Source organism: Kurthia populi (assembly GCF_042686175.1).
GTDB classification, from domain to species: domain Bacteria; phylum Bacillota; class Bacilli; order Bacillales_A; family Planococcaceae; genus Kurthia; species Kurthia populi.
Genome location: NZ_JBHUOR010000114.1, coordinates 1 through 22,601 on the forward strand (window position 1 = coordinate 1; position 22,601 = coordinate 22,601).

The following is a 22,601-nucleotide window of genomic DNA, read 5'->3' on the forward strand; positions in this document are numbered from 1 at the left end:
TTTTTATTCTATACAAAAACAAAAAAATTACAGATAAAAAGGACTTCGGCATCTTCATTTGCCGAAGTCCTTTCTTTAGCTAGGGTTTTGTCCCAGCCTCTTTTTAATAACGTTTAATGAAAAATAATTTCTGGATTCTTTGTGACACAATCAATATGAACGCCCGCATTAACCGTACCACCAAATGTGTGGTTCGAACCAAACGCTACATGAATCGTATCATACGCTTTTTCATCTTCTAGAATTGTACCGATAATACGTGCTTTATAGTTTGTGCCAATGCCTAATTCTGCTAAATTACGCCCTAAACCATCACCTAATAGAGCTAATAATTGTGCCCCCTGTTTTCCGCTTGCTGACACTAACTGACCTTGTTCAATCGTTAGTAATACAGGCGCTTTAACAAGACCAATACTTGCAATCGAACCTGTGATCAATACTTGTCCGGAAGCCTTCCCTTCCACCGGTGCAATATACGCTTCACCTGATGGTAGATTCCCAGAAGCGGCTGGCTTTTTAAACACGCCTGTAGAAGGATACCCTGCGCGACCTTTCACCGGAATATGCAGTTCATATTGTCCCCCAGTACGAATAGTAACGGCTGTTGCTTCACTAAGCTGGGCAGTGCGGACTAAAGTTTCTTGCTCTACTTTCGAATAATCAGCTGTCATTGCCCCATGATAAAAGATATCTTCCGTAATACCAGGCATCGTAATAACGGACACGCCGCGCTTATTTGCTTCCTTACGTGCTACTGTATGGGTTAACGAATAGCGTGTTAAACAAAAAACAGCCGTAAAGTCATACCATTTTTTTGCAATATCCTCAGGAGGTTCTTCGCCATTTTTCGTACGATCTTCCATCACCTCCGCTGTGACAGCGTAGCCATTCTCTCGTAAGCCATCAGCGAACGCTAGTCCAAGCTGCTTTGTTGTATTATCTGTCAGTACGTAAAAACGTGCACGCTCATCGAATGAAAAATTATTTACTAGTAATCCTTCGATGGTTGTTTTCATTTGTTGCATAGAATCCCTTCATTTCTCATAGAATGGTTTTAGTATACTGCAATTTATAAAATACCGGAATAGTTCAGACGTGCGAAAGAAAACACTTTCAATTATCATTAAAATTGAGTAAAATTATATCATAAGAAATATTTTTTCATAAATAAATAATTAATATTGAAATAAAATTTTATAAAATGAAGGGATGATCGATTATGTCAAAATCAGCTTATTACTTAGGCGTCGACATTGGCACAACAAGTACAAAAGCGGTATTGTTTTCAAATAATGGTGAGGTTGTAAGTATGCACCACGAAACATATCCGTTATATAGCCCGACTCCACAAGTGGCCGAGCAAGATCCCGATGAAATTTACATTGCTTGTAAAAAAGCAATTGCGGGAGCTATTCAAAAAGGACATATCGACAAAGATGCCTTACATCTTGTATCATTTAGCGCAGCTATGCACTCCATCATTGCGATTGATGTCAACGGCAAACCTTTAACGAAATCTATTACATGGGCAGATAGCCGTGCAACTGCATGGGCAGAAAAAATTTCAACAGATTTAAATGGTCATGAAATTTATCGCCGCACAGGAACGCCGATTCACCCGATGTCACCATTAGCTAAAATTACATGGTTACGCAACGAACACCCTGATACATTCGAGGTTGCTCATAAATTTATCGGTATTAAAGAATATATTTTCGAAAAATTCTTCGGTGAATATGTAGTCGATCATTCAATTGCTTCTGCAACAGGTATGTTTAACTTAGAAACACGTAACTGGGACACTGAAGCACTAAACGTTGCAGGGATTACAGAAGAGCAATTATCAACACTCGTACCGACAACACATGTTTTACGCTCATTGCGTCCTGGTATTGCATCTGAGCTAGGCATTAGTGCTATTACACCATTTGTTATTGGCGCTAATGATGGTGTGTTATCAAATCTTGGTGTGAATGCCATTGACCCTGGTGTTGTCGCCATTACAATCGGTACATCTGGTGCAATCCGTACAGTTGTTGATAAGCCGATTACCGATCCAAAGGGCCGTATTTTCTGCTACGTGCTAACAGATAAACACTGGGTCGTTGGTGGACCTGTAAACAATGGTGGGATGACATTCCGCTGGGTTCGTGATGAACTTGCATCAAGTGAAGTTGAAACGGCAAAACGTTTAGGTATCGATCCTTATGATGTGCTAACAAAAATTGCAGCACGTGTAAAACCAGGTGCCGATGGTCTATTATTCCACCCTTACCTAGCTGGTGAGCGTGCTCCATTATGGGATGCTAATGCTCGCGGTTCATTCTTCGGCTTAGGCTTACATCATAAAAAAGAGCATATGATTCGCGCTGTACTTGAAGGTGTTATTTTCAACTTATATACTGTCTTCATTGCTTTAGAAGAAGTCATTGGTACACCTGAAAAGATCCAAGCGACCGGTGGCTTTGCACGCTCTGATTTATGGCGTCAAATGATGGCAGATATTTTTAACCAAGAGGTAACTGTACCTGAAAGCTTTGAAAGTTCATGCCTTGGCGCTATCGTTTTAGGAATGTATGCCTTAGGCGAAATTGAGGATTTCTCTATTATTTCTGAATGGGTTGGCTCAACACATGCACATAAACCAATCAAAGATAATTTCGAAGTATATAAAGAGTTGATTCCTATTTATATTCGTATTTCTCGTCTATTCAAAGATGAATATCGTGATATTGCACGATTCCAAAAAAAATGGGTTCATGAAAATTAATTAATAAAAAGAAGGCATCGCGCATTGGCGCGATGCCTTCTTTTCTTATGCTCATCTTTTAAGAAAGGTTTCTATTTTGCGAGCGTTAATACAATCATTTTACGAATCGCACTATAGGTCATCTCATTATAAACCTCAAGTGACCCCATCGCTTTTAATAATTCATAATGAGTTGGTGCTAACAAATCGTTGTTATAAAGCGCATCATACTGTAAATCCTTACAAGCAAATCCTTGCGTTAGATGATGTTTTTTCAATAACTCTACAACAAAATCATCCACCGTCTGCTGTAACAATGCCACGAGGTGATCGTATTGATAATTCGCATATTGACGTTCAATTTCTGCTAATTGCCATAAAACATGCTTCCATTCGACCGTATAAAAATCATTTTGTTGAATTTGTAGTTGCTGCTTTTGCATAAAAACATCCATAAATGGACGGAATTCACCATGTTCATCATAGCCTTGGCGGTCAAATCCCTCACGATTAAAACCAAAAATCGTATAGCCTTCTTTATCATAGCCTTCTTTATCATAACCTTGTTTATCAAAGCCATATCGGTCAAAACCCTGTATATCGTAGCCTTTTTTTGTATAGCCTGCGCGATTATATCCCGCTTCATTATAGCCGTTCACATCATAGCCACCCCTGTCATAACCTTGGCGATTGTACCCTAATTGATTGTAGCCATCATACGCAAAGCCGCCATCATCAAAAGATGTGCCGTTTTTATGTATCCCCTGCTTATTAAAGCCATTTCGATCATAGCCCTCGCGTGTCAATCCATGTTTATTGATTCCTTGCTTATCATAGCCCGCTTCATTATAACCATCTCGATCATAGCCTTTTTTATTAAAACCTGCTGCATTATAGCCACTCATATCATAGCCATTATCATTATAAAGTGTGCCATTTTTATGCATACCATTTATATTAAAACCCTGTTTATTAAAACCTTGGCGATTATAACCTTCACGATTGTAGCCTTTCACTGTAAAACCTGTATCATCATACTTTGTACCATTTTCATGCTTTCCTTTTTTATTAAAGCCTAATTCATTATAGCCTTCACGGTTATAACCTAAAATATTATAGCCATCTTGGTTAAATCCTTCTCGATCAAGTTGTTGCTTATCATAGCCTTGCTGGTCATAGCCCTCGCAGTCATAACCATCATCATTATAAAGTGTGCCATTTTTATGCATACCAGACAAACTAAACCCGGTCTGATTATATCCTTGTTCATCATAACCTGCTTTATTATAACCATTCGTGTCATATCCTTTGGCATTATAGCCTTTCATATCAAACCCTAGTGCATCATATCCTGCTTTATCATATGCAGTGCCATTTTCATGAATGCGACTACGATTAAAACCCTGGCGATTAAAGCCGCCATAATTATAACCACTTACGTCATAGCCCTCATCATCATAAGGTGTTCCATTTTTATGTAATCCACGTTTATCAAATCCAGCTGCATCATATTTACGCAAATTACGTTTTAGATTGTCATACTCTTCGGAATTCATCATTGCTGTCACTCCCTATAACTTCTACTAGTAATAATTATAGAATAAATATAATTTTCTGCCAATTATTCATAAACTTTCATTTAAATTGCACTATGTGAAAATATGTTTTTTTCTTTTTTCAGTGGGTATTATTCTATTAAGAACAGTTATAGAGGTGATATACATGACAAAAAAATTAATTGTTTCGCAATCTTCTTGGGAATATCAGCGATTATTACGTTCTCTACAAGAAGAAGTATCGGCACTTCGCCAACAAAATAATGAATTAAAACGAAAAATCATAAAAAAAGATACCCAATATATAGCGCTTGAAAAGTACGCAATGAATGAAATTAATACGCTTCAAAGTCAATTAATGAAAGTGTTAATAGAAGGTACTTAAAAACCCTCCCCATATAACGGAGAGGGTTTTTTGTTATTGAATTTTAATTTTTTGGCCTTCATAAACTAAGTTAGATGATAATTGATTGGCTTCTTTTAGTTTCGTCTCTGTTGTTAGGAATGCACGAGCAATAGAAGCTAGAGAATCACCCGATTGCACTGTATAGTAACGTGCACGAATTTTTGCTTTTGTTTTCTTTTCAATCGATACTTGTTGTACTTTTTCTTGTGATTTTGATGATTTTTCAGTTTTTACTACCTTAGTCGTTGTCGTTTTTTCTTTTGCTACTGATTTTGTTACTTTCTTTGGAGCTTCTTTCACAGCGATTGCTAATTTTTGACCTTTTTTAAGTGAAGCAGATGATAAATCATTCCATTCTTTTAACTGCGCCGTTGTAATGTCATTTTTCTTCGCAATGGCTGTTAATGAATCACCTTTTTTTACTTTATATTTTTTCGTGACTGTATAAGTCTTTTTAATTAGTTGTGGTTTTGGTTGTTTCACCACAATTTTTTCAGTCGTCGGTTGTACCTCTGTTGTACCATCATTGATTTCAACAACTAATTCATCACCAATTGCTAGCAATGTTGATTTTAAGCCGTTCCATGCCATTAATTGTTCAACCGTCACATGATACGTTTTGGCAATCGCGCTCAATGTATCCCCAGAAACAACTGAAATTACTTTTTTTGCTTCAACATCAGTTGTTGTCGTACCATCTTCGTTAGCAACAATTTCAGTTGTGCCAGCCATTGTATCAAAGCGTGTTAAATCATAATCATCAATAATTTCCTGTAATTTACTCGCATAGCTCGTATCCGTTGCATAACGGCCTTCTAATGCTTGAAGTGCTTGCTTATAAGACATCGTATTGTTCTTTAATACACCTTGATAGTATGTACTATTTCCTGATGTTCCACCTGTTAGTAGCACTGCATAGTCTTTTAATGATTCCTCATATGAGTTATATTTTCTAAATGATGCTGTCGTACGGAAAACCGTGCCATCTTCTGTTTGCTCATTTGTAGCGAATGAAGAGCTTTGACCATTGTATTGACCTTTAATTCCGAACAAATTGTAATTTGGCGCAGCTGCAAGGCCACTTTTACCATAATTACTCTCAAGTGATGCCTGGGCCAGCATAACCGAAGCATATAAATCATAGGCATTAGCAATCGTTATAACATCTTCTGAAATCGTATCGATAAAAGCATTGCCTGTTGTTGATTGATTGAACTGTGTATTTTGCACGGTCATTTCTTCTGCACTGGCAGTTGATGTCATTAAAGGCGTTGACAGTGCTGTAAATGCGGTCAATACAGCTGCCGCTACTTTAATGTTATATTTCATTTTCTTCTCCTCCTGAAGTGAACGTTATCTTTATACTCCATAAATAATACCACGTTCTGTATTTTTTAGGAAATATGACGTATGTAAATTTTTTATATTTTTTTCACCATTTCATCCCATTATCGCAATATTTCATATTGGTTTTTCAAGTATACTGCTTTTTTTATCTCTATCTAAATATTGTATTTTTCTGAACAATCAAATAACATTGTACTATTACATAATGAAAGAGGCGCAAGTACATGAAAAAATTACATTATAGTTGGATTATTTTAATCGTTGCGTTTTTTGCAATCATTGTAGCCGGTATTATTCGCTCCTCTTCTGGCGTTTTTATTGAGCCATTCGAAAAAGAATTTAATTGGAGCCGACCTATGATTTCATTTGCGTTTGCAGTAGGTCTTTTTCTTTACGGCTTTTCTGGGCCTTTTATGGCTGCATTTGTCGAACGCTTTGGTTTAAAACGTGTCATGCTCTATTCGATGGCCTTATTAGCAATTGGACTATCATTAACTTTTATTATGAACTCTTCTTGGCAGCTCATTTTAATCTGGGGTGTCATGATTGGTATTGGATCTGGGCTGTTCCTTACCGTGCTCAGTACACAAGTCGCCAATCGTTGGTTTGTTAAACGCCGCGGGTTAGCCGTCGGAATTTTAACAGCGGCTACCGCAACCGGTCAACTCGTTCTTTTACCTGTCTTAGCCGCTTTAGTAGAATATTATTCATGGCGATATGCGATTGGATTGATTTTAGCGCTTAGTGTCATCATGCTACTGCTAATTTTATATTTCATTAAAGAATGGCCGCACGATGTGCAAACAACCGCTCTAGGATTAACAGCACGCTCTCAAGCTGCACAGCCAACAGACGCAAAACCTTCCGGGAATCCGTTTAAAATGGTCTGGGACTCACTTTTAGAAGGTATTAAAAGTAAAACATTCTGGCTGTTAGCCGGTAGTTTCTTTATTTGTGGCTTGTCCACAACCGGCCTTGTTGGCACCCATTTTATTGGCTATTGTATGAGTTTTGGTATCCCTATGGTATTTGCCGCCTCTTTACTGAGCTTCATGGGAATTTTTGATTTAATTGGCACAACACTTTCAGGATGGTTAAGCGACCGCTTTGATAATCGATGGTTACTATTTATTTACTACGCATTCCGTGGACTGTCATTAATCTTCCTCCCCTTCGCATTACAACATGGTTCTGTGACGTTATTAGTTATTTTTGCGATATTTTATGGTTTAGATTGGATTGCTACTGTCCCGCCAACTATTGGATTAACGAGACGCGAATTTGGTATAGAAAAATCTGCTATGATGTACGGATGGATGGTCGCATTTCATCAAGTAGGCGCAGCTGTTGCGACATTTGGTGGCGGGTTACTTTATAATGCCTTTGATTCCTACACAAGCGCCTTTGTCCTGGCCGGTATCTTCTGTGGTCTAGGAAGTTTATTCGTTATTTTACTTAGAAAACATAATCCTCGTGAAGATTCGATCGGTACGTAAGTATTTCCTAAAAAATCTTTGTCTCTTCGCAACTTTCTACTGACAAAATCGTTTATAATGTCATATGGAAAGAAGGGTTTTAATTGAATTATGAACTATTAAAGAATATTAATGGTCTAGCAGGAGACGGTTCTACATTCCTCGATCACATGATGATTTTCACGACAAATGCGGCATTATATATTCTAGCAATGTTGCTTTTAGCATTATTTTTATTTGGCAATACATATACGAAAAAAACAGCTATTTATGCTGGTTTTGCAGGTGTATTAGCAATTATCATTAATATATGTATCGCGCAATTTTATTTTGAGCCGCGTCCATTCGTAACATACGATACGATTAATGTGCTCGTTGCGCATGACGCGGATGCTTCATTCCCAAGTGACCATACAGCAGGCGCAATGGGGATAACATTTGCTGTATTACTACGTCATATTAAATGGGGCTGGCTACCGGTAGTATTTGGCTTATTAACAGGCTTCTCTCGTATTTATGTCGGTAATCACTACCCTGGTGACGTATTAGCAGGTATCGCTATTGGTTTTATTGCCGCTGCGATTATTACACAGCTTCGTATGATGATGGAACCTATAACGTCATTGATTATCCGATTATGGTATAAACTACCACTCACTGAGCATCCTCAATAGAAAATAGATAAAAGGGCAAGAATCATTTAGAAGATTCCTGCCCTTTTATCTATTTTATGAATTTGGAAGAAACATAAAAATACTCACTAAAACAATTCCAATAAATAAACCGGCTAAATTAATCCAGCGTAGTGGTGTTTGCTCACGAAGGAATCCAAAAATCCCGAAAATAACTCCAACGAAATACACTAAAAAGCCGATAAAGACCGTTGTCCAATTTGCTAATGCCTCAATACGCAAATCCGCACTAAATGGTTGTGTCATTAAAAACAAACCAATGTATAAAAATAAAAAGCCAATCCAGTTCAATTTACCATCCATATACAACAAAACTCCTTTTATATCTTTCACATATGTAGCATAGCACAATGCGCGCACAAACGATATTGTCCCTCACGATTGTCACTAATTTGCAAAACTTTTAGAAGCGTGACAAGCTATTTTTTGCATAGTACAATGAATATACGATAGTTAAAGGAGCTTTGATGATGACAGAAAAAAAGCCAATTACAAAAGAAATGATTCAACAAGAGATTTTACGCCTTGGACAATTGCTTAATAATCCAGCGGTAACGGAAGAACAATATTTAAAAGAAAAAGAAAAATTGAATCAAATGTTAGTAGCGTTTCAAAAACAAGCTTAATAGGCTTGTTTTTTTATTTTTCTTATATAGACTAGAGAGTTGTTATTTATTGAAAAAATTAGCTCTTTCTTTTTTCACCCACTCTTCTAATGAGTCATCGCCATTCCGTTTTACAAGACGATTTACTAATACATCATGCCAAATATAATCCTCTAAAATATAAAGATGCATTTCATCATCCGTTAAAAATGCTGACAAGCGCTCTGTCACAGGAGAGCCATATAACGCTTCCTTGTGATCAATCGCAATAATAAACCAATGTGGATTATGCGTCGTCGCTAAGTGATGTGTTGTACGATGCGTATCAACTGTTGGCACGACATCCTGCGCACGGATTGTAATGCCCTTAACTGTCACACGCGCAGCAGCACGTTCAATATCTTCACGTAATAATGTATACATATCCTCCCACATAGAAATCATCACTGTATGCTCAGCCTTTTCTAATAGATGGCGACAATATTGCATAATGGATTCTTTTTCTTGTAGAGACAAAATTTGCGTTTGCTGCTCAATTGATTCAGCTTCTAATGCAGTCAATTGCTCATCCATTTGATCGATTGTTTTTATAAAATCTTGTTGCGCCTTTTCAATAAACAAAGCAACAGGCAACGCACGGTATATCGTCGTTTTCTCAGCATTTTCTTTTAAAACAATCCCCTTATCAACCAAAGCATCTAATGTGCCATAAACACGCGCTCTTGGCACGGTTGATAATTTACTAATTTGGGCAGCGCTCGCTGGACTTTCTTGTACGAGCGCAATATATACCTTTGCCTCATATTCCGTTAAGCCTAATTGTTTTAACTGGAGAATTAGTTCATCCATGTTATACCCTCCGTTACTTTTTTTCTTATTTACAAGTATAACACATTAAGTTACTATTACGGTAGTAACAGAAGAAAGGGATGGCATACATTGATTTTTGATTTAGATCTACAATTACTTCTTATTCTTGTACTCTTCGGATTTTTAGCTGCTTTCATTGATTCTGTTGTCGGTGGTGGTGGATTAATTGGTTTACCGGCATTATTATTTGCTGGCTTAAATCCTGCAGCCGCTATCGCAACAAATAAATTAGCGGGAACGATGGGTTCTTTAACATCCGTCATCACATTTTATCGTTCAGGTAAATTAGATTTAACTGCGGTGAAAAAATTATTTCCACTCGTTTTTATCGGGTCGATGATTGGGGCAGGGGCAGTTCATTTAATAGATCCCGCTGTTATGAAACCGCTCATGCTTATTATGCTGTTTGCCGTTTTAATTTATACTTTGTTCAAAAAAGATTGGGGCTCTCTGTCAACATATAAAAAATTAACGACAAAACGACTTGTTGGCTTTATGCTCATCGTCTTTTTAATTGGTGCATATGATGGCTTTTTAGGACCTGGGACTGGTTCATTTTTTATCTTTGCATTTCTTATGATTGGCTTTGATTTTTTACGTGCTGCTACAAGTGCCCGTTTTTTAAATTTTGGTAGTAATATCGCAGCTCTACTCGTGTTTGCATCACTTGGGCAAATCAATTATGCCTACGGTCTACCAATGGGCATTGCACAAGTTTTTGGCGCAATCGTTGGTACACGCTTTGCCATCAAAAAAGGCAGTGGCTATGTACGAGGATTATTCATTGTCGTCACAATTGCACTACTTGCTAAAAATACGTATGATTACTTCTTTAGTTGAACTATCCCACTGTTGTAGGCGTCTTCTGACTAGAAAAGATAAAAAAGAGCCCGTGTGCAATTGCACATGGGCTCTTTTTTTAATGATGCTTAGTGGTTTGCGTAAACTTTATCTACGCTATCACGTTTGCCATCTACATAGAAATCAAGTGTTTCAATGTTTTTAGCATTTTCAAATTTGTAAATTACTTCGCCTTCTGAAGCATCTGAAACTTTTTCAGTTGTAACGTCTACACGGTAGTTTGAGTTACGTGTTTTGTTTTCTTTTGTGAATTTCATGTCTGTGATTTTCACTGCGTTACCATCTTTGTCTGTTAAATCTTTTACATATAAATATTGGTTCGTCGCATTTTGAATAACGATTAGACCAGCGTCTTTACCGTCTTTTGCTTCATTGTAATATTCAGTTGCGAAATCTTCTAATTTAGAAGCGTTCACTTGTTCAGATGTTACAGCTTTTTCGCCACAACCAGCTAATAATACCGCTGAAAGTGCTGCGGCTGCAAATAAAGATTTTTTCTTCATTATTGTCATCTCCTGCATTTTCATATATTTATACGACAGTTTTTACATCTTGCATTATATCGTCTTGCCTATTCTAACAAATATTATGGACGAAAAGCAATATAACTCAAAAATGTTCGGCAAATTGTAATAATAAGCTTAAACACTATAATTTATGTCTTATGCTATACTAAATTATACTATTAAAGAAAAAGGAGTTTTGCGATATGAATATGGAAACATCAAAAAATCCTAGTGTCCTTACAAATGATGAACGTAATGTTTACATCTATGCACTAAAAGATGAATTTAATAGCATGGGTATTGACGAAGAGAAACAAGCCTATTACATCGATAAAATTATCAATACAACACCTGAAAATATCGTTCACTTACGCCGATTTGGTGCGATTACTATTTCACGTGAAATAACGAGTCCAGATAATGTCTTTGGCGCATAAAAAGTCTTTAAAAGAAACAATTTGATTATCTGTCTCAACAAAAAGAGGAATCGCGCGTTGGCGGGATTCCTCTTTTTCATTAACGATACATTGTATAACTACCATAATAATTACGTTTAGAACGTTTTAATAATAACACCAAAATAATGATATTAGCTACAACAACGATACCGCCAGCAATAAATGTTGCATACGCTAATATCGTGTCTTTTAAAGCAAGTGCTTCCATTCCTAAGATCACCGCAAATAAAACAGCTAATAATAAACCAATAATTTGTAAAATAATATGTACTACTTTTGCTTCTTCTAAAAAAACATATAGCGCTATTGTTACTATGTATAATACAGCAGCAAAAATAATGGCAAGCCACATTCCTGGACCCATCCACTGATTTTCCAACGAACCAGTTTGAGAAAGCGTCGATTTTGCTGCGCATACTATAAGCAATAATGTACCAATTAATGACAGTCCATAAAAAAGGACAACTTTACTATTGTTCATAACTTCCTCCACATATCGATTATTTATTTAAATTATACCATATTCAAAACCTCTAGAAGAATGAAAAAAATAGCAACATTTTTCGTTGATTCACTATGATTGCTCTACTAAATTAAATTCTTTTAAAATGCAAAATAGCTACCGCACTAATTGATGTAGACGATACGCTACTCAATAAGCTCGATAGCTACACATTGACATGCTTGGCTAAACATTTGGATATCCGTCCCTCTCTAAAGGATGATGACTTTATATAAATGACAAGGATTTACATGACATAAAGAGGTATTACGCTACTGTGATGCGGTGCTCATATAGCTCACCTGGATACTCTACACGTAAAAATGATGTAACCGAGCTAACTAATTCCTTTGGTAATTCAAAGTGAACCTCATTTAAATGCCATTTGCGTCCTAAGTTGTAAATGCTGTCAATGAATGATTCTGCTGTATGGACAACCTTTCGTTCAAAATTTTCTGTAATATACGCTACTACATAATGAGCATCTTGCTTTGAAACTGTAACATTTAACATATACATCCACTCCTAATATGAATTTTCAAAAAATCATCTAATCAAAAGATGATAGAATAAATATAACACAAAATAGCTAAAAGTAAACATAAAACACTCAAAAATAACCGTATTTAACGAAAACTTAACATTGTCGACATGTTTTGTTCAAAAAACAGAGGCTTCGTTCGTGTTTTGGTAACTATTATAATCGTGCAAAGCGCTCATACACATCTTGTAAATTATCACACCCTAGATTCATAGCTTGCTGCACGTATTTTAGCCAAACTTGCGCTGTCATTTTAGCATCACTTAAAGCGTGATGGCGCCCAATAATCGGAATTTGTTGGTGCAGACAAACATCATCTAGCGTTATAAGTGTATGATTATATTCGCAAATTTGAATTAAAAAAGCGGTATCGACAATGCGTTGGTTAAAAGGCGTTTGCAATAGCTGTTGACTATAGTGTTTCATAAAATTCCGTTCATGATTCGCATGATGCGCCACTAATGTACAACCTTTTGCAAAAACAAGAAAAGCGAGTAATGCCTCACGCAAAGTTGGGGCTTTTGCTGTCATTTCTTGATCTATCCCTGTTAATTCAATAATATTTTGAGGAATGCGCTGTGTTGGCTTCACAAGTGTATAAAATGTTTCTTCTACTACTTGCAAGCCATTCATTTTCACAGCGCCAATGGAAATAATTTCATCTCCCTTTTGAGGTCTAAAACCGGTTGTTTCAATATCAAAAACGACCAATTCTAACTGATCTAATGGCATTAGTAATGCTTCTTTATTTCTCGATTGTTGTTGCTTTAAACTTCGTAAAAAAGCTAATTGTTCGGCATTTTGAACATCCGTTATCGTTGAAATAGTCGATTTTCCTGTTAATGTACGAACTAATTGTGTAAAAGCTTCAAATGCATGCATCACTCATCATCCTTTAGGCGTAACGCGCAATTACCTCATCATGTAGGCGTTTTGCACGCTTTAATATCTTTTTTAACATTCGCTTATCTTCTAGTGACATCTCTTGCAATGAGATGTAATGGGTATCTTTATACTTTTCAGGCTTTTGATACTGAAAACGCATTCTCAGTAACTCATCAAAATAAAGCGCTACATCTTGTAACAATGTTGCTTCTTTAGTTGCTAATGCGGTAATACGTTCTTGTGTAGAGGTTGCATGTACATGATGTTCTAAAGCTACTAAACGAACGCAGTTAATATATGGTAAAAAAGCACTATATTTTAAATCGATTTCTCCTTGATGCTCCCCGTAGCGTTCCGGTAATAATTGTCCTAACGGTCCTAAGGCAGGCTTTAAATGCATAATATTATGTGTGAAACGCTGAAGTACATACGGATAATGTGAAATATAATGATCAATCTGTGTTTTCAACTTCTTTAATAACTTTTCACTACCATATAATATGCGTGCATCGTAAAATATTTGTGTGTAGCGTATATGAGACCATTCTGCCGCTTGTAACCACTGCTTTAACTGTTGCTGCCATTCTTCTACCGAAGCATTCCATTGCGGATTTGACGTCATAATGCCTCCTTCACAGTACACATAACCAGCAGTAGCCAAATTATCGGAAAACACTTGCCCGAATGTATGAAAATATGCTTTATGCGCATCATCACTATAAATTAAGCCATGATCCTGATCACTCAAGAAACCTTGTTCTTTTCGTCCGCCGCTTCCTGTGATAAATACTGTAAATGGACAAGGTGGTTCGCCCAATTGCTGTAACGTATCATTAATCAATTGCTGCATTAACCTATCGTGACGTTCATTTAATGTTGAAACAGATTGGCAATTGGCAAAATAATGTTGATACTGTGCCTCATTTAGAGATTTTGTCACGCGCTCACTTCCTTTATGACAAAAACCACCCTAACGAGCGCGTTAGGATGGCGTCTATCGATTATTTACTAGCTAAATATGCTTCGGTTGTTGCGTTGCATTTGTCACTTCTGGTTCGTCGTCCTTCATTGTAGAAGCTGTTGCCCCTAAATGCTCGGGGTAGCCGTACCCACCATGTTCTGAAATATCTAAGCCCATAATTTCTTCCTCTTCACTAACACGAATCGTGCCCATCACTTTTTTCATTACCCATAAGATAGCATATGATGCAACAAAGGCATAAATACCACAAACTGCTACACCCATAAATTGTACCCATAATTGCTCAACACCACCACCATAAAATAATCCAGCTTGACCAACACCTGTGGATTCTGCAAGTGCTCCTGTTGCAAAGAAGCCTGTTGATAATGTACCCCAGATTCCTGGAATACCATGTACAGATACTGCAAAAATTGGATCATCAATTTGTTTTGCTTCTAGGAATCGTGCAGCGAAGAATGTAATAACACCTGCAATTAGTCCAATTACAACAGACGCCCATACATCTACGAAGGCACATGATGCCGTAATCGCTACAAGCCCTGCTAGCATACCGTTTAAAATCGTTGGAATATCTGATTTTCCTAGCACAACCCATGAAATAAATGTTGCCGCTACCGCGCCAGCACATGCGGCTAACACTGTATTAACTGCCACATAGCCAAAGAATACGCCTTCTACTGACACTGTTGAACCGGCATTAAACCCTAACCATCCAACAAATAAAATTAGTACAGCTAACGCTGAGTATACTTGGTTATGACCAGCAAATTTATTTGCCGAACCATCTTTATTAAATTTACCAATACGGGGTTTTAAAACCATTGTTGCTGCTAAGGCAGCCATCGCACCTGTTAAGTGAACAACTGTTGAGCCAGCAAAATCTTGTTTGCCGTGCTCCGCTAACCATCCGCCACCCCAAATCCAATGTGCAACGACTGGATAAACAAGCATACCGAATAAAATTGTAAAGATTACATACACTGAAAACTTCGCACGTTCTGCAAATCCACCAAGTGCAATTGTTACAGCAATACCAGCGAATGCTAGTTGGAAAACAAAAAATACAGTCGCTGCTAAACTGTCACCCTCGGTTAATGTTCCCCCATAAAAGAAATTCGACATCCCTACAAAAAAGTTTGCGTTATCTCCAAAAATAAAGCCATATCCGATTGCCCAGAAAACTAATGATGCTAAGCCAAATGTAAAAATTGTTTTGCCGGCAACATGTCCTGCATTTTTCATTCGTAATGAGCCTGCTTCTAATAAAATAAAACCACCAATCATAAAAATAACTAAAATTGCTGCTACCATCGTCCAAAGACTGTTCATCAAGTACATTGCTTCATCCATATGCTTCTCCTCCTGATTATGTTAGGAAAACGACTTTTTTATGTGAGGTTTTCTAACATTTTGTTGATATCTTTATTTTTGCTCAAAATGAGATACTTTTCAATATTTTCAGTTAATTATTCTATTTTTTTATGCTTTTTATTCTCAAAAGTAAGCGTTATCATCTATAAATACTACATTCTTCATATCATTTTTCGATAAATAAAGCATTTATTTGTTTTTTAATTATTAAATACATGCCAAATCGAGATGAATAACACGCAAAAAAGTAGGATGCGTCTTTTCAGACGCATCCTACTTTTTTGCGTGTTTTTATAGTTGTTTTTCACGTTCATACTGTTCAATTCGTTTACTAGAAGCGCGTAATGATTTTGTTGCACACGTTTGGCAAATAAAGTTCATTTCTTGACGATTGACACTTTTTACTTTTGCAGGAATAACAAATGTCGTTTCATCAACAAGAATTATCGCACTACAGCGATAACAATAATGCTTGGATTTTGCGGTGACAGCTCGAATATTTTCATACAGATACATTCCGTCTCTTACAATAACATTCGCCGGGATATGTCCATGTAAATAGATCGCATCTTCACACATTTTTTGTGCAACTTCCTCACCTTTTTCCAACGTCATATTTCTTAAATGTGTGGTATTAAGAACGCTAACACTCTTTATTTCTTTTTCGAATTTTGTCGCAATGTATGAGGCTGTTTGGCGACGTTCCTTCATCATACAATTCATACACATATTTTGACGATGAAAATGACCATCATCATGGGATAATGCTAAATAAACATTCATTGGCTCCATATAATGAATCGTCACGAAACAACTCGAGCATATTTGTTCTTTGCGTGCACTAATTGTTCTCATTTTTGCCCATGCGCTATTAAAGCCCTCATATGCTTCGCCATCCACCATTTTTACTATATATTGTGTATTTACAATAAGCTCGCGCGTTTCACGTTGTGCCTGAATAATATCCATTCATATTCCCCTCAATATTCTGATACTTTTTTACTCCTTAAAAGCAATCAAATTATAGTTTATTTATACTATATAATGATCCCATTGTATCATAAAATATTGTATTTTTTATAGTTCTAACTATCAATTTATTGTCTAAATAAAAAAGAACGGTTTCATAAATCCTTTCCGCTCTTTTTTAGCCTAAAACCTATTTTTTTACATTGGTGTATAAAAATTAATCGTATAATATGGTACATTTTTATTATCAAACGCAACGCCTACACCAACATTCGTTGCTTCCTCACGTAAGATATTTTCACGGTGCCCTAAACTATTCATCAATCCCTCATGTGCAAAAATCGAACTAATTTGACCATATGCTAGATTTTCTGCATAAAGCTTTTCCATTGTATGACCGGCAGCAACCATTCGATCTTTCGGTTGGCTCCCATCACTTCCTGTATGAGAGAAATAGCCTTCATCAATCATATCCTGACTGTGTGCACGTGTTGCACCTTTTAAACCTTTGTCATACAAAAGTGGCTTTAATCCAGCTTCTACACGACTTTGATTCATTAATAGAACCATTAATTGTTCGTAGCTCAAACGCAACTCCTTATTCGCTGTCGCATAGTAATTTTTCATACGTTGTTCGGTTTTAACCGTCACATATTGAACGGCTCGCACGCGATTATTATTATGTTTATCAATAAAGAACCATAAATAATAGCCATCTTTTTCATAAACGAGCTGTTCTTGTTGATCATCCTTAGAAAACTGATACATTGTTAGCCCATGACGAATGCCATCTAGCGGCTCACCGTATTGTTTCTTTACAGCATCTTTTGTGGTTTTTCCAATCGTCACATTTAAAATACTGCGTCCTTTTCCGGCTATATATCCACCTGAATCATCGGCTAATTTCAATGTGAAATCTTTATAGTGATTATGTGATACAATCCAATCGACACCATATTCACTTTTTAGACGTGTTACTTCATTTAATGTATCAACCTTTATTTTATTTTTAGGTTCATTCGCCGTATCACTTATGGAATCAACACCGTCTTGCGCCATTTCTACAACTCGCTGGCTACCTTCTGACAGCATTTGAAAACTCTCTTTTGCATCGTGTAATAATTGTGGTTGCTCTTTTTTTACATATTGAAAACAAAGGGCTAACACGAGTGCAATCATTACTAATTTAAATAATGCTCTCATACAACACCTCTTTCATTTGTATTATACATAACGACGCCTACTAGACTCCAATAGTTCGCACAGGCTCCCATATAAAAACACCGCCACTGACGAGCATGACGGTGCTTTTCGCATAATTTATTTATTTTTTTAATGTTTCTTTCAAATGATCTTTTAATATTTTCCCGGATGTACTACGTGGCAATTCATCCATAAATAAAAACTTCTTCGGTATTTTATAGCTTGCTAAATGTGTTTTACAATACGCTACTAATTCTTGTTCCGTAATCGTTTCCCCGGGATTAGGCACAATTGTTACCGCAACAATTTCTCCCCATACTTGATCAGGAATGCCCATAATCACCGCTTCTTGTACGGCTGGGTGTGTGAGCAAAACATGTTCAATATCTACTGCATATACCGTTTCTCCACCAGATAAAATCGTATTATCCTTTCGCCCAACAATGGTCATATACCCATCCTTATCCTCCGTTGCTAAATCTCCTGTGAATAACCAGCCATTTTTCTTCATTGTAAATGTCGCTGCAGGGTCCTTATAATACTCCGTCATAACTGTCGGACTTTTAATAATGATTTCTCCTTGCGTGCCTTGTGGTACATCTTCCATATACTCATTAACTAAACGAACAGCCGTTAGAGGCATGGCTTTACCTGTTTTCCCTTTATGCTGATGATGTTCAGAAGGCAATAGCATTAAGCCTGTAGGGCCACTTTCCGTCGTACCATAAATATTAAAAAATTGTGCGCCTGAAAACAACGCCATGGCACGGTCAATTAGCGGCACAGGCATTGGTGCAGCCCCGTAGCTTACTACTCGTAAATCAGGTGCTGAAAAATCTACTGGCGCTTGCTCTACTAACGCATGATACATCGACGGGACACCAAAGAAATGTGTTATTTTTCTCGTCTGCATCCATGTTAAAATTTCTGATGCATCAAAATGTTCTTGAATAACTAATTTTCCACCTACTAAAGCAGCCATTAGCATAATCGCATTTAATGATAGTCCATGACATAATGGGACACTAACTAAATAGCTATCTTGACGCGTCATTTGACTTAATCGTTCATAAATAAATGCAGTATCCATCACTTGACTATGTGTAAATAATGCACCTTTTGGTTTCCCTGTCGTTCCCTGTGTATATAGAATTTCTGCAAAATGTGAGTCTTCTATATGCGTACCGACTGGTTTGATTGAAGTAGCACATAAAGAAGCTAATGGTGAAAATTGTGGATGTTGTTGGTCTCCTCGGTGAACGACTAAGTTTAAGGCCTGTTCTAGTTGTGATAATGCTTGCTCAGCTATGTGCATAAAGACATCATCAAAAATAAATGCTACGATATTAGCATGCTGTAATATGTAAGTTACTTCAGGTGTTGCTGATAAATAATGAATGGGTACTAATACAGCGCCTACCTTCCAAATCGCATAGCTAATGACAACAAAGTCATCAGAATTTTTCATTAGGACAGCGATATGATCCCCCCGGCGAATACCACGGTCTGCAAACCCCTTTGCATAGCGATTAGCTAACTCATCTAACTCTTTCCACGTATAATTCTTTTCTCCAAATTCTAAACACACCTCGTCTGGTATACGTAAAGCGTTCATTTCTAAAGCTGTTGTTGTATTCATGTCCATCCCCCTAATTAAAGCGTATATTCTCTCCATTTCACAATGTTCTTGCTCTTATTTTACACAATTATCCAAAAATTTAAAATAAAAACTTCCTTTGAGAAAAGATTTTGCACATGAAAAAAAAGGCTACGCAACATGCGTAGCCTCTTTTTTCATGTTATTTTTTCTTTTCAAATGTAAAATATACTTGTGCTGCACCAATCGCCAGTACTGCTGCTGCCGTTAAATGCATTACCATATTGGCTTCAGGCGATAAACTATCATACGATATAATCGTGAAAAATAGCCCTGCAACAACCCATAATGAAAAGAAGATTCGTTTAAACCATAGCAAACCGAGTGGCTCCTTCATACAGACATTTTTCTTTTATTGTAGCATACTCTTTCTAAGATTGAGTAAAGACATAAATGATATAAATCGCAATTAGTGCAAGAATTACCGCAATCGTCACACGAATTGGTGAAATTGGTGCGTGGCCACCTACCTTACCTGTCTGACCATTAACCATGAATTGATATACTTTTTCTTTATAACGGAATGATGACAGCCACATGGGTAGCATTAAATACTTGTACGTGATTTGGTCATGCGTCGTTGAAAATTGTAAATTAGCTACTTGAGATGCACCATATTGGCGCAAAATACGTTGTGTAATTTCTGACTCAAGTGTTGTGTGAATTTGTCGTTGCGCAATTCCCCAACCTTCATCTAAGCCAATACTATAGCGCTCCGCTAAAAAACCAGATAAATAATCTGGCTTGTACGCTTTATTATCAGTCGTGTTATACGGTTCTACTTTTCGCAGTAATTCGCCATCATAACGTTTTGACGCAAGTACAAGCTCATCATCAACAAAACGTTGATATACGCCTGATGTACGGTACCAATCGATTTCTGTACGCGTATTACCTTCACGGTCCTCTACAATGCGTGTAATGCCGTATGCTGCCGTATAATGTGACATCGTATTGGAATCAAATGTCCAATACGGAATATACACGCCACTAAAAGCTTCTGGCTTCGCTGATTTTTTTGCGGCACTCGGTGTGAAAAGACGTCCTTTAATCCATTTTTGAAAATTAGAACCCGCTTCTTTTTCTGTAACATTAAATGTACAGACACCATTTGGCGCTAGTGTATCAATAGTAGAGGCTTCCATTACTTGGTGAGAGCCACAATACGGGCAAGTGTCTGCCACCTGAAGTGCATCATAAATGGATTCTGCACCGCACTCTTCACAAACGAGTGTTTTTTTGTCAACGCCCCAATCATAGCTCTCTCGGCGATCTGTCGCCTTAAAATCCATTTCTTGTGCTGTACGCTGTGCTTCTTTTTCTGGCGTTGCAATTTCCGCCTCATAGTCACAGTACGGACATGTTAACTTCCCTGAGCTTGGATCAAATGCAATGGAAGCACTACACATCGGACATTCCGTATTAAAATCAACCTTTACTTCTTTCACACCATCTTCATGTTGTTGTGTCATATCAAAGCCCTCCTATTGATTAAAGGCTTGGCCACATTCTGGACAAAACTTCGGTGATGTTTGACCAGCAGGCACTTCATAACCACAGTTTCTACATGCTTTTGCTTGTGGTTTTGGTTTGCCACAATCCGAGCAGAATTTCCCTGTATTTTCAGTACCACAGCTACATGTCCATGTGTCTTTTTCAGGCTTCGATTTACCACAATTTGAACAAAATTTCCCCGTATTTTCAGTACCACATTCGCAGGTCCATTGATTCGCCTTATTTTGTTGAGTTTGTTGCTGTTGCTGAGTTTGTGCACCCATTTTATATAAATCTCCTGCATTCATACCACCAGCATTTTGCGCCATACCCATTCCCATAAAGCCACCAATAGCACCATTTTCATTTTGCGCGGCTTTCATCATCGCATCTGCCTGTGCACCAGTAATTTGCGCGGCACCCATCGTTGGGTCACGTAATGTTGCATTTCGTTGTAATTGCTTAATCATTGCTTCATCTTCATCTGAAGCTTTCATCGTGCTGACACCAATTGTACCAACTTTAATACCACGCGTTTGCTCCCATTTTTCAGACAAAACTTTATTTAAGGCATTCGCTAATTCAATCGTATGAGCAGGTACTTCGCTATAACGTACGCCTTGCGCAGAAATTTGTGCAAAAGCAGGCTGTAATGCCGTCATCATTTCAGATTTTAATTGTCCATCAATGGCATCACGCGTAAATTGCTCTGCCACATTCCCTGTCACATTTGTATAAAATAAGAGTGGATTCGTAATACGATACGAATATTCCCCGTGACTACGAATCGAAATATCAATATCAAGTCCAATATTGCGGTCAACTACACGGAATGGAATCGGTGCAGGTGTACCATATTTATTGCCCATAATTTCTTTTGTATTAAAGAAATAAATTCGTTGGTCCTTCGCTGGTTCTCCACCAAATGTAAAACGTTTGCCGATTTCTTTAAATGTTTCTTTTAAGTTGTCCATGAAGTTGCCATCATAAAAAATACTTGGCTCCGTTGAAGTGTCGTACACAAATTCACCAGGTTCCTGACAAACTTCAACTACTTTTCCTTGCTCAATAATGAGCATACATTGCCCATCATTGACAGCAATGATTGAACCATTTGAAATGATATTTTCATTGCCTTTATTTGAACCGCGTTTTGTTTGACGTCGCATTCCTTTTTGTACTAATACATCTGATGACATCGCCTCACAGTAAAAATAATCGCGATATTGATCTTCTAAAACACCTTTTGCTGCATCTAGTCCTGCTTTAATTAATCCCATCGTAACCCCTCCTAAATCATCGTTAACCAAATTTTAGCATTATCTAATCGTTGTTGCCATGCACAGCTATACGTTTTTTTCACAAAAAAAGAGGCTGGGACATAAGTAGAAATTCCAGTCTTTAATAGAGAAGGTGATGTCGAATTTGACATCACCTTCTCTATTTTTATGCGCAAATTGGGAATTACC

General features: G+C 37.2%; 24 protein-coding genes. 7 read left to right on the forward strand and 17 right to left on the reverse strand.

Going from position 1 to position 22,601, the window contains the following annotated elements:
- Nucleotides 1-113: 113 nt before the first annotated feature.
- Nucleotides 114-1,016: an aminopeptidase gene (locus ACFSY7_RS12860; protein WP_380148120.1), complete on the reverse strand. Its 903-nt coding sequence runs from the start codon at nucleotides 1,014-1,016 to the stop codon at nucleotides 114-116.
- Between the two features lie 203 nt (nucleotides 1,017-1,219).
- On the opposite strand from ACFSY7_RS12860, the gene gntK reads away from it, so the two are divergent.
- Nucleotides 1,220-2,770, forward strand: a complete 1,551-nt coding sequence (gene gntK, locus ACFSY7_RS12865; protein WP_380148121.1) for a gluconokinase — start codon at nucleotides 1,220-1,222, stop codon at nucleotides 2,768-2,770.
- 71 nt (nucleotides 2,771-2,841) lie between these two features.
- Here gntK and ACFSY7_RS12870 read toward each other — a convergent pair whose 3' ends face one another.
- Nucleotides 2,842-4,308, reverse strand: coding sequence for a hypothetical protein (locus ACFSY7_RS12870; RefSeq protein ID WP_380148122.1), 1,467 nt, complete (start codon nucleotides 4,306-4,308; stop codon nucleotides 2,842-2,844).
- A gap of 163 nt (nucleotides 4,309-4,471) precedes the next feature.
- Here ACFSY7_RS12870 and ACFSY7_RS12875 point away from each other — a divergent pair, with 163 nt between their 5' ends.
- Nucleotides 4,472-4,690: a hypothetical protein gene (locus tag ACFSY7_RS12875; RefSeq protein ID WP_126989533.1), complete on the forward strand. Its 219-nt coding sequence runs from the start codon at nucleotides 4,472-4,474 to the stop codon at nucleotides 4,688-4,690.
- A 33-nt stretch (nucleotides 4,691-4,723) separates the two neighbouring features.
- Here ACFSY7_RS12875 and ACFSY7_RS12880 read toward each other — a convergent pair whose 3' ends face one another.
- Nucleotides 4,724-6,040, reverse strand: coding sequence for a LysM peptidoglycan-binding domain-containing protein (locus ACFSY7_RS12880; RefSeq protein ID WP_380148123.1), 1,317 nt, complete (start codon nucleotides 6,038-6,040; stop codon nucleotides 4,724-4,726).
- A gap of 242 nt (nucleotides 6,041-6,282) precedes the next feature.
- Between ACFSY7_RS12880 and ACFSY7_RS12885 the strand changes: the two genes are divergently transcribed.
- Entirely contained in the window at nucleotides 6,283-7,554 is a 1,272-nt protein-coding gene (locus ACFSY7_RS12885; protein WP_380148124.1) for an MFS transporter, read from the forward strand.
- An 83-nt stretch (nucleotides 7,555-7,637) separates the two neighbouring features.
- Nucleotides 7,638-8,207 carry an undecaprenyl-diphosphatase gene (locus ACFSY7_RS12890; protein ID WP_380148125.1) on the forward strand — a complete coding sequence of 190 codons (570 nt, stop codon included), beginning with the start codon at nucleotides 7,638-7,640 and terminating at the stop codon, nucleotides 8,205-8,207.
- Nucleotides 8,208-8,261: 54 nt separating this feature from the next.
- On the opposite strand, the gene ACFSY7_RS12895 is transcribed toward ACFSY7_RS12890, so the two are convergent.
- Nucleotides 8,262-8,528, reverse strand: a complete 267-nt coding sequence (locus tag ACFSY7_RS12895) for a hypothetical protein (protein WP_126989529.1) — start codon at nucleotides 8,526-8,528, stop codon at nucleotides 8,262-8,264.
- A 167-nt stretch (nucleotides 8,529-8,695) separates the two neighbouring features.
- On the opposite strand from ACFSY7_RS12895, the gene ACFSY7_RS12900 reads away from it, so the two are divergent.
- The gene (locus tag ACFSY7_RS12900) at nucleotides 8,696-8,851 is read left to right on the forward strand and encodes a hypothetical protein (protein WP_380148126.1); all 156 of its coding nucleotides are present in this window, start codon (nucleotides 8,696-8,698) and stop codon (nucleotides 8,849-8,851) included.
- Between the two features lie 42 nt (nucleotides 8,852-8,893).
- Here the strand turns inward: ACFSY7_RS12900 and ACFSY7_RS12905 are convergent, their stop codons facing one another.
- The gene (locus ACFSY7_RS12905; protein ID WP_380148127.1) at nucleotides 8,894-9,679 is read right to left on the reverse strand and encodes a TrmB family transcriptional regulator; all 786 of its coding nucleotides are present in this window, start codon (nucleotides 9,677-9,679) and stop codon (nucleotides 8,894-8,896) included.
- A 90-nt stretch (nucleotides 9,680-9,769) separates the two neighbouring features.
- Here ACFSY7_RS12905 and ACFSY7_RS12910 point away from each other — a divergent pair, with 90 nt between their 5' ends.
- Nucleotides 9,770-10,540, forward strand: coding sequence for a sulfite exporter TauE/SafE family protein (locus tag ACFSY7_RS12910; RefSeq protein WP_380148128.1), 771 nt, complete (start codon nucleotides 9,770-9,772; stop codon nucleotides 10,538-10,540).
- An 89-nt stretch (nucleotides 10,541-10,629) separates the two neighbouring features.
- Here the strand turns inward: ACFSY7_RS12910 and ACFSY7_RS12915 are convergent, their stop codons facing one another.
- Nucleotides 10,630-11,064 (reverse strand): hypothetical protein, encoded by a 435-nt coding sequence (locus ACFSY7_RS12915; RefSeq protein ID WP_380148129.1) that lies wholly within the window; start codon nucleotides 11,062-11,064, stop codon nucleotides 10,630-10,632.
- A 206-nt stretch (nucleotides 11,065-11,270) separates the two neighbouring features.
- Between ACFSY7_RS12915 and ACFSY7_RS12920 the strand changes: the two genes are divergently transcribed.
- On the forward strand, nucleotides 11,271-11,504 hold the full coding sequence (locus ACFSY7_RS12920; protein WP_126989525.1) for a hypothetical protein: 234 nt from the start codon (nucleotides 11,271-11,273) through the stop codon (nucleotides 11,502-11,504).
- Between the two features lie 79 nt (nucleotides 11,505-11,583).
- Here ACFSY7_RS12920 and ACFSY7_RS12925 read toward each other — a convergent pair whose 3' ends face one another.
- From ACFSY7_RS12925 to ACFSY7_RS12975, 11 genes are all read right to left on the reverse strand, one after another.
- Entirely contained in the window at nucleotides 11,584-12,006 is a 423-nt protein-coding gene (locus tag ACFSY7_RS12925; protein WP_380148130.1) for a hypothetical protein, read from the reverse strand.
- Nucleotides 12,007-12,294: 288 nt separating this feature from the next.
- Nucleotides 12,295-12,540: a hypothetical protein gene (locus ACFSY7_RS12930; RefSeq protein WP_126989523.1), complete on the reverse strand. Its 246-nt coding sequence runs from the start codon at nucleotides 12,538-12,540 to the stop codon at nucleotides 12,295-12,297.
- 184 nt (nucleotides 12,541-12,724) lie between these two features.
- Nucleotides 12,725-13,450 (reverse strand): exonuclease domain-containing protein, encoded by a 726-nt coding sequence (locus tag ACFSY7_RS12935; protein ID WP_380148131.1) that lies wholly within the window; start codon nucleotides 13,448-13,450, stop codon nucleotides 12,725-12,727.
- 13 nt (nucleotides 13,451-13,463) lie between these two features.
- Nucleotides 13,464-14,393 (reverse strand): DUF294 nucleotidyltransferase-like domain-containing protein, encoded by a 930-nt coding sequence (locus ACFSY7_RS12940; protein WP_380148132.1) that lies wholly within the window; start codon nucleotides 14,391-14,393, stop codon nucleotides 13,464-13,466.
- Nucleotides 14,394-14,465: 72 nt separating this feature from the next.
- Nucleotides 14,466-15,788, reverse strand: coding sequence for an ammonium transporter (locus ACFSY7_RS12945; RefSeq protein ID WP_126989521.1), 1,323 nt, complete (start codon nucleotides 15,786-15,788; stop codon nucleotides 14,466-14,468).
- 312 nt (nucleotides 15,789-16,100) lie between these two features.
- Entirely contained in the window at nucleotides 16,101-16,778 is a 678-nt protein-coding gene (locus ACFSY7_RS12950; RefSeq protein ID WP_380148133.1) for a hypothetical protein, read from the reverse strand.
- Nucleotides 16,779-16,976: 198 nt separating this feature from the next.
- The gene (locus tag ACFSY7_RS12955) at nucleotides 16,977-17,981 is read right to left on the reverse strand and encodes a CAP domain-containing protein (protein WP_380148134.1); all 1,005 of its coding nucleotides are present in this window, start codon (nucleotides 17,979-17,981) and stop codon (nucleotides 16,977-16,979) included.
- A 121-nt stretch (nucleotides 17,982-18,102) separates the two neighbouring features.
- Complete coding sequence (locus ACFSY7_RS12960; protein ID WP_380148135.1) at nucleotides 18,103-19,620, reverse strand: class I adenylate-forming enzyme family protein; 1,518 nt, start codon at nucleotides 19,618-19,620, stop codon at nucleotides 18,103-18,105.
- A gap of 160 nt (nucleotides 19,621-19,780) precedes the next feature.
- Nucleotides 19,781-19,957: a hypothetical protein gene (locus ACFSY7_RS12965; RefSeq protein WP_380148136.1), complete on the reverse strand. Its 177-nt coding sequence runs from the start codon at nucleotides 19,955-19,957 to the stop codon at nucleotides 19,781-19,783.
- A 52-nt stretch (nucleotides 19,958-20,009) separates the two neighbouring features.
- Nucleotides 20,010-21,110, reverse strand: coding sequence for a hypothetical protein (locus ACFSY7_RS12970; RefSeq protein WP_380148137.1), 1,101 nt, complete (start codon nucleotides 21,108-21,110; stop codon nucleotides 20,010-20,012).
- A gap of 12 nt (nucleotides 21,111-21,122) precedes the next feature.
- Nucleotides 21,123-22,412 carry an SPFH domain-containing protein gene (locus ACFSY7_RS12975; protein WP_380148138.1) on the reverse strand — a complete coding sequence of 430 codons (1,290 nt, stop codon included), beginning with the start codon at nucleotides 22,410-22,412 and terminating at the stop codon, nucleotides 21,123-21,125.
- Between the last annotated feature and the right edge of the window lie 189 nt (nucleotides 22,413-22,601).

Bases quoted from the DNA above. Each gene is read 5' to 3' on its own strand.
- ACFSY7_RS12930 (WP_126989523.1), bottom strand. From the start codon at position 12,540: ATGTTAAATGTTACAGTTTCAAAGCAAGATGCTCATTATGTAGTAGCG.
- ACFSY7_RS12900 (WP_380148126.1), top strand. From the start codon at position 8,696: ATGACAGAAAAAAAGCCAATTACAAAAGAAATGATTCAACAAGAGATT.
- ACFSY7_RS12870 (WP_380148122.1), bottom strand. From the start codon at position 4,308: ATGATGAATTCCGAAGAGTATGACAATCTAAAACGTAATTTGCGTAAA.
- ACFSY7_RS12885 (WP_380148124.1), top strand. From the start codon at position 6,283: ATGAAAAAATTACATTATAGTTGGATTATTTTAATCGTTGCGTTTTTT.
- ACFSY7_RS12975 (WP_380148138.1), bottom strand. From the start codon at position 22,412: ATGGGATTAATTAAAGCAGGACTAGATGCAGCAAAAGGTGTTTTAGAA.
- ACFSY7_RS12880 (WP_380148123.1), bottom strand. From the start codon at position 6,040: ATGAAATATAACATTAAAGTAGCGGCAGCTGTATTGACCGCATTTACA.
- ACFSY7_RS12960 (WP_380148135.1), bottom strand. From the start codon at position 19,620: ATGAATACAACAACAGCTTTAGAAATGAACGCTTTACGTATACCAGAC.
- ACFSY7_RS12920 (WP_126989525.1), top strand. From the start codon at position 11,271: ATGAATATGGAAACATCAAAAAATCCTAGTGTCCTTACAAATGATGAA.
- ACFSY7_RS12860 (WP_380148120.1), bottom strand. From the start codon at position 1,016: ATGAAAACAACCATCGAAGGATTACTAGTAAATAATTTTTCATTCGAT.
- ACFSY7_RS12955 (WP_380148134.1), bottom strand. From the start codon at position 17,981: ATGAGAGCATTATTTAAATTAGTAATGATTGCACTCGTGTTAGCCCTT.
- gntK (WP_380148121.1), top strand. From the start codon at position 1,220: ATGTCAAAATCAGCTTATTACTTAGGCGTCGACATTGGCACAACAAGT.
- ACFSY7_RS12875 (WP_126989533.1), top strand. From the start codon at position 4,472: ATGACAAAAAAATTAATTGTTTCGCAATCTTCTTGGGAATATCAGCGA.
- ACFSY7_RS12935 (WP_380148131.1), bottom strand. From the start codon at position 13,450: ATGCATGCATTTGAAGCTTTTACACAATTAGTTCGTACATTAACAGGA.
- ACFSY7_RS12915 (WP_380148129.1), bottom strand. From the start codon at position 11,064: ATGAAGAAAAAATCTTTATTTGCAGCCGCAGCACTTTCAGCGGTATTA.
- ACFSY7_RS12925 (WP_380148130.1), bottom strand. From the start codon at position 12,006: ATGAACAATAGTAAAGTTGTCCTTTTTTATGGACTGTCATTAATTGGT.
- ACFSY7_RS12970 (WP_380148137.1), bottom strand. From the start codon at position 21,110: ATGACACAACAACATGAAGATGGTGTGAAAGAAGTAAAGGTTGATTTT.
- ACFSY7_RS12905 (WP_380148127.1), bottom strand. From the start codon at position 9,679: ATGGATGAACTAATTCTCCAGTTAAAACAATTAGGCTTAACGGAATAT.
- ACFSY7_RS12895 (WP_126989529.1), bottom strand. From the start codon at position 8,528: ATGGATGGTAAATTGAACTGGATTGGCTTTTTATTTTTATACATTGGT.
- ACFSY7_RS12945 (WP_126989521.1), bottom strand. From the start codon at position 15,788: ATGGATGAAGCAATGTACTTGATGAACAGTCTTTGGACGATGGTAGCA.
- ACFSY7_RS12950 (WP_380148133.1), bottom strand. From the start codon at position 16,778: ATGGATATTATTCAGGCACAACGTGAAACGCGCGAGCTTATTGTAAAT.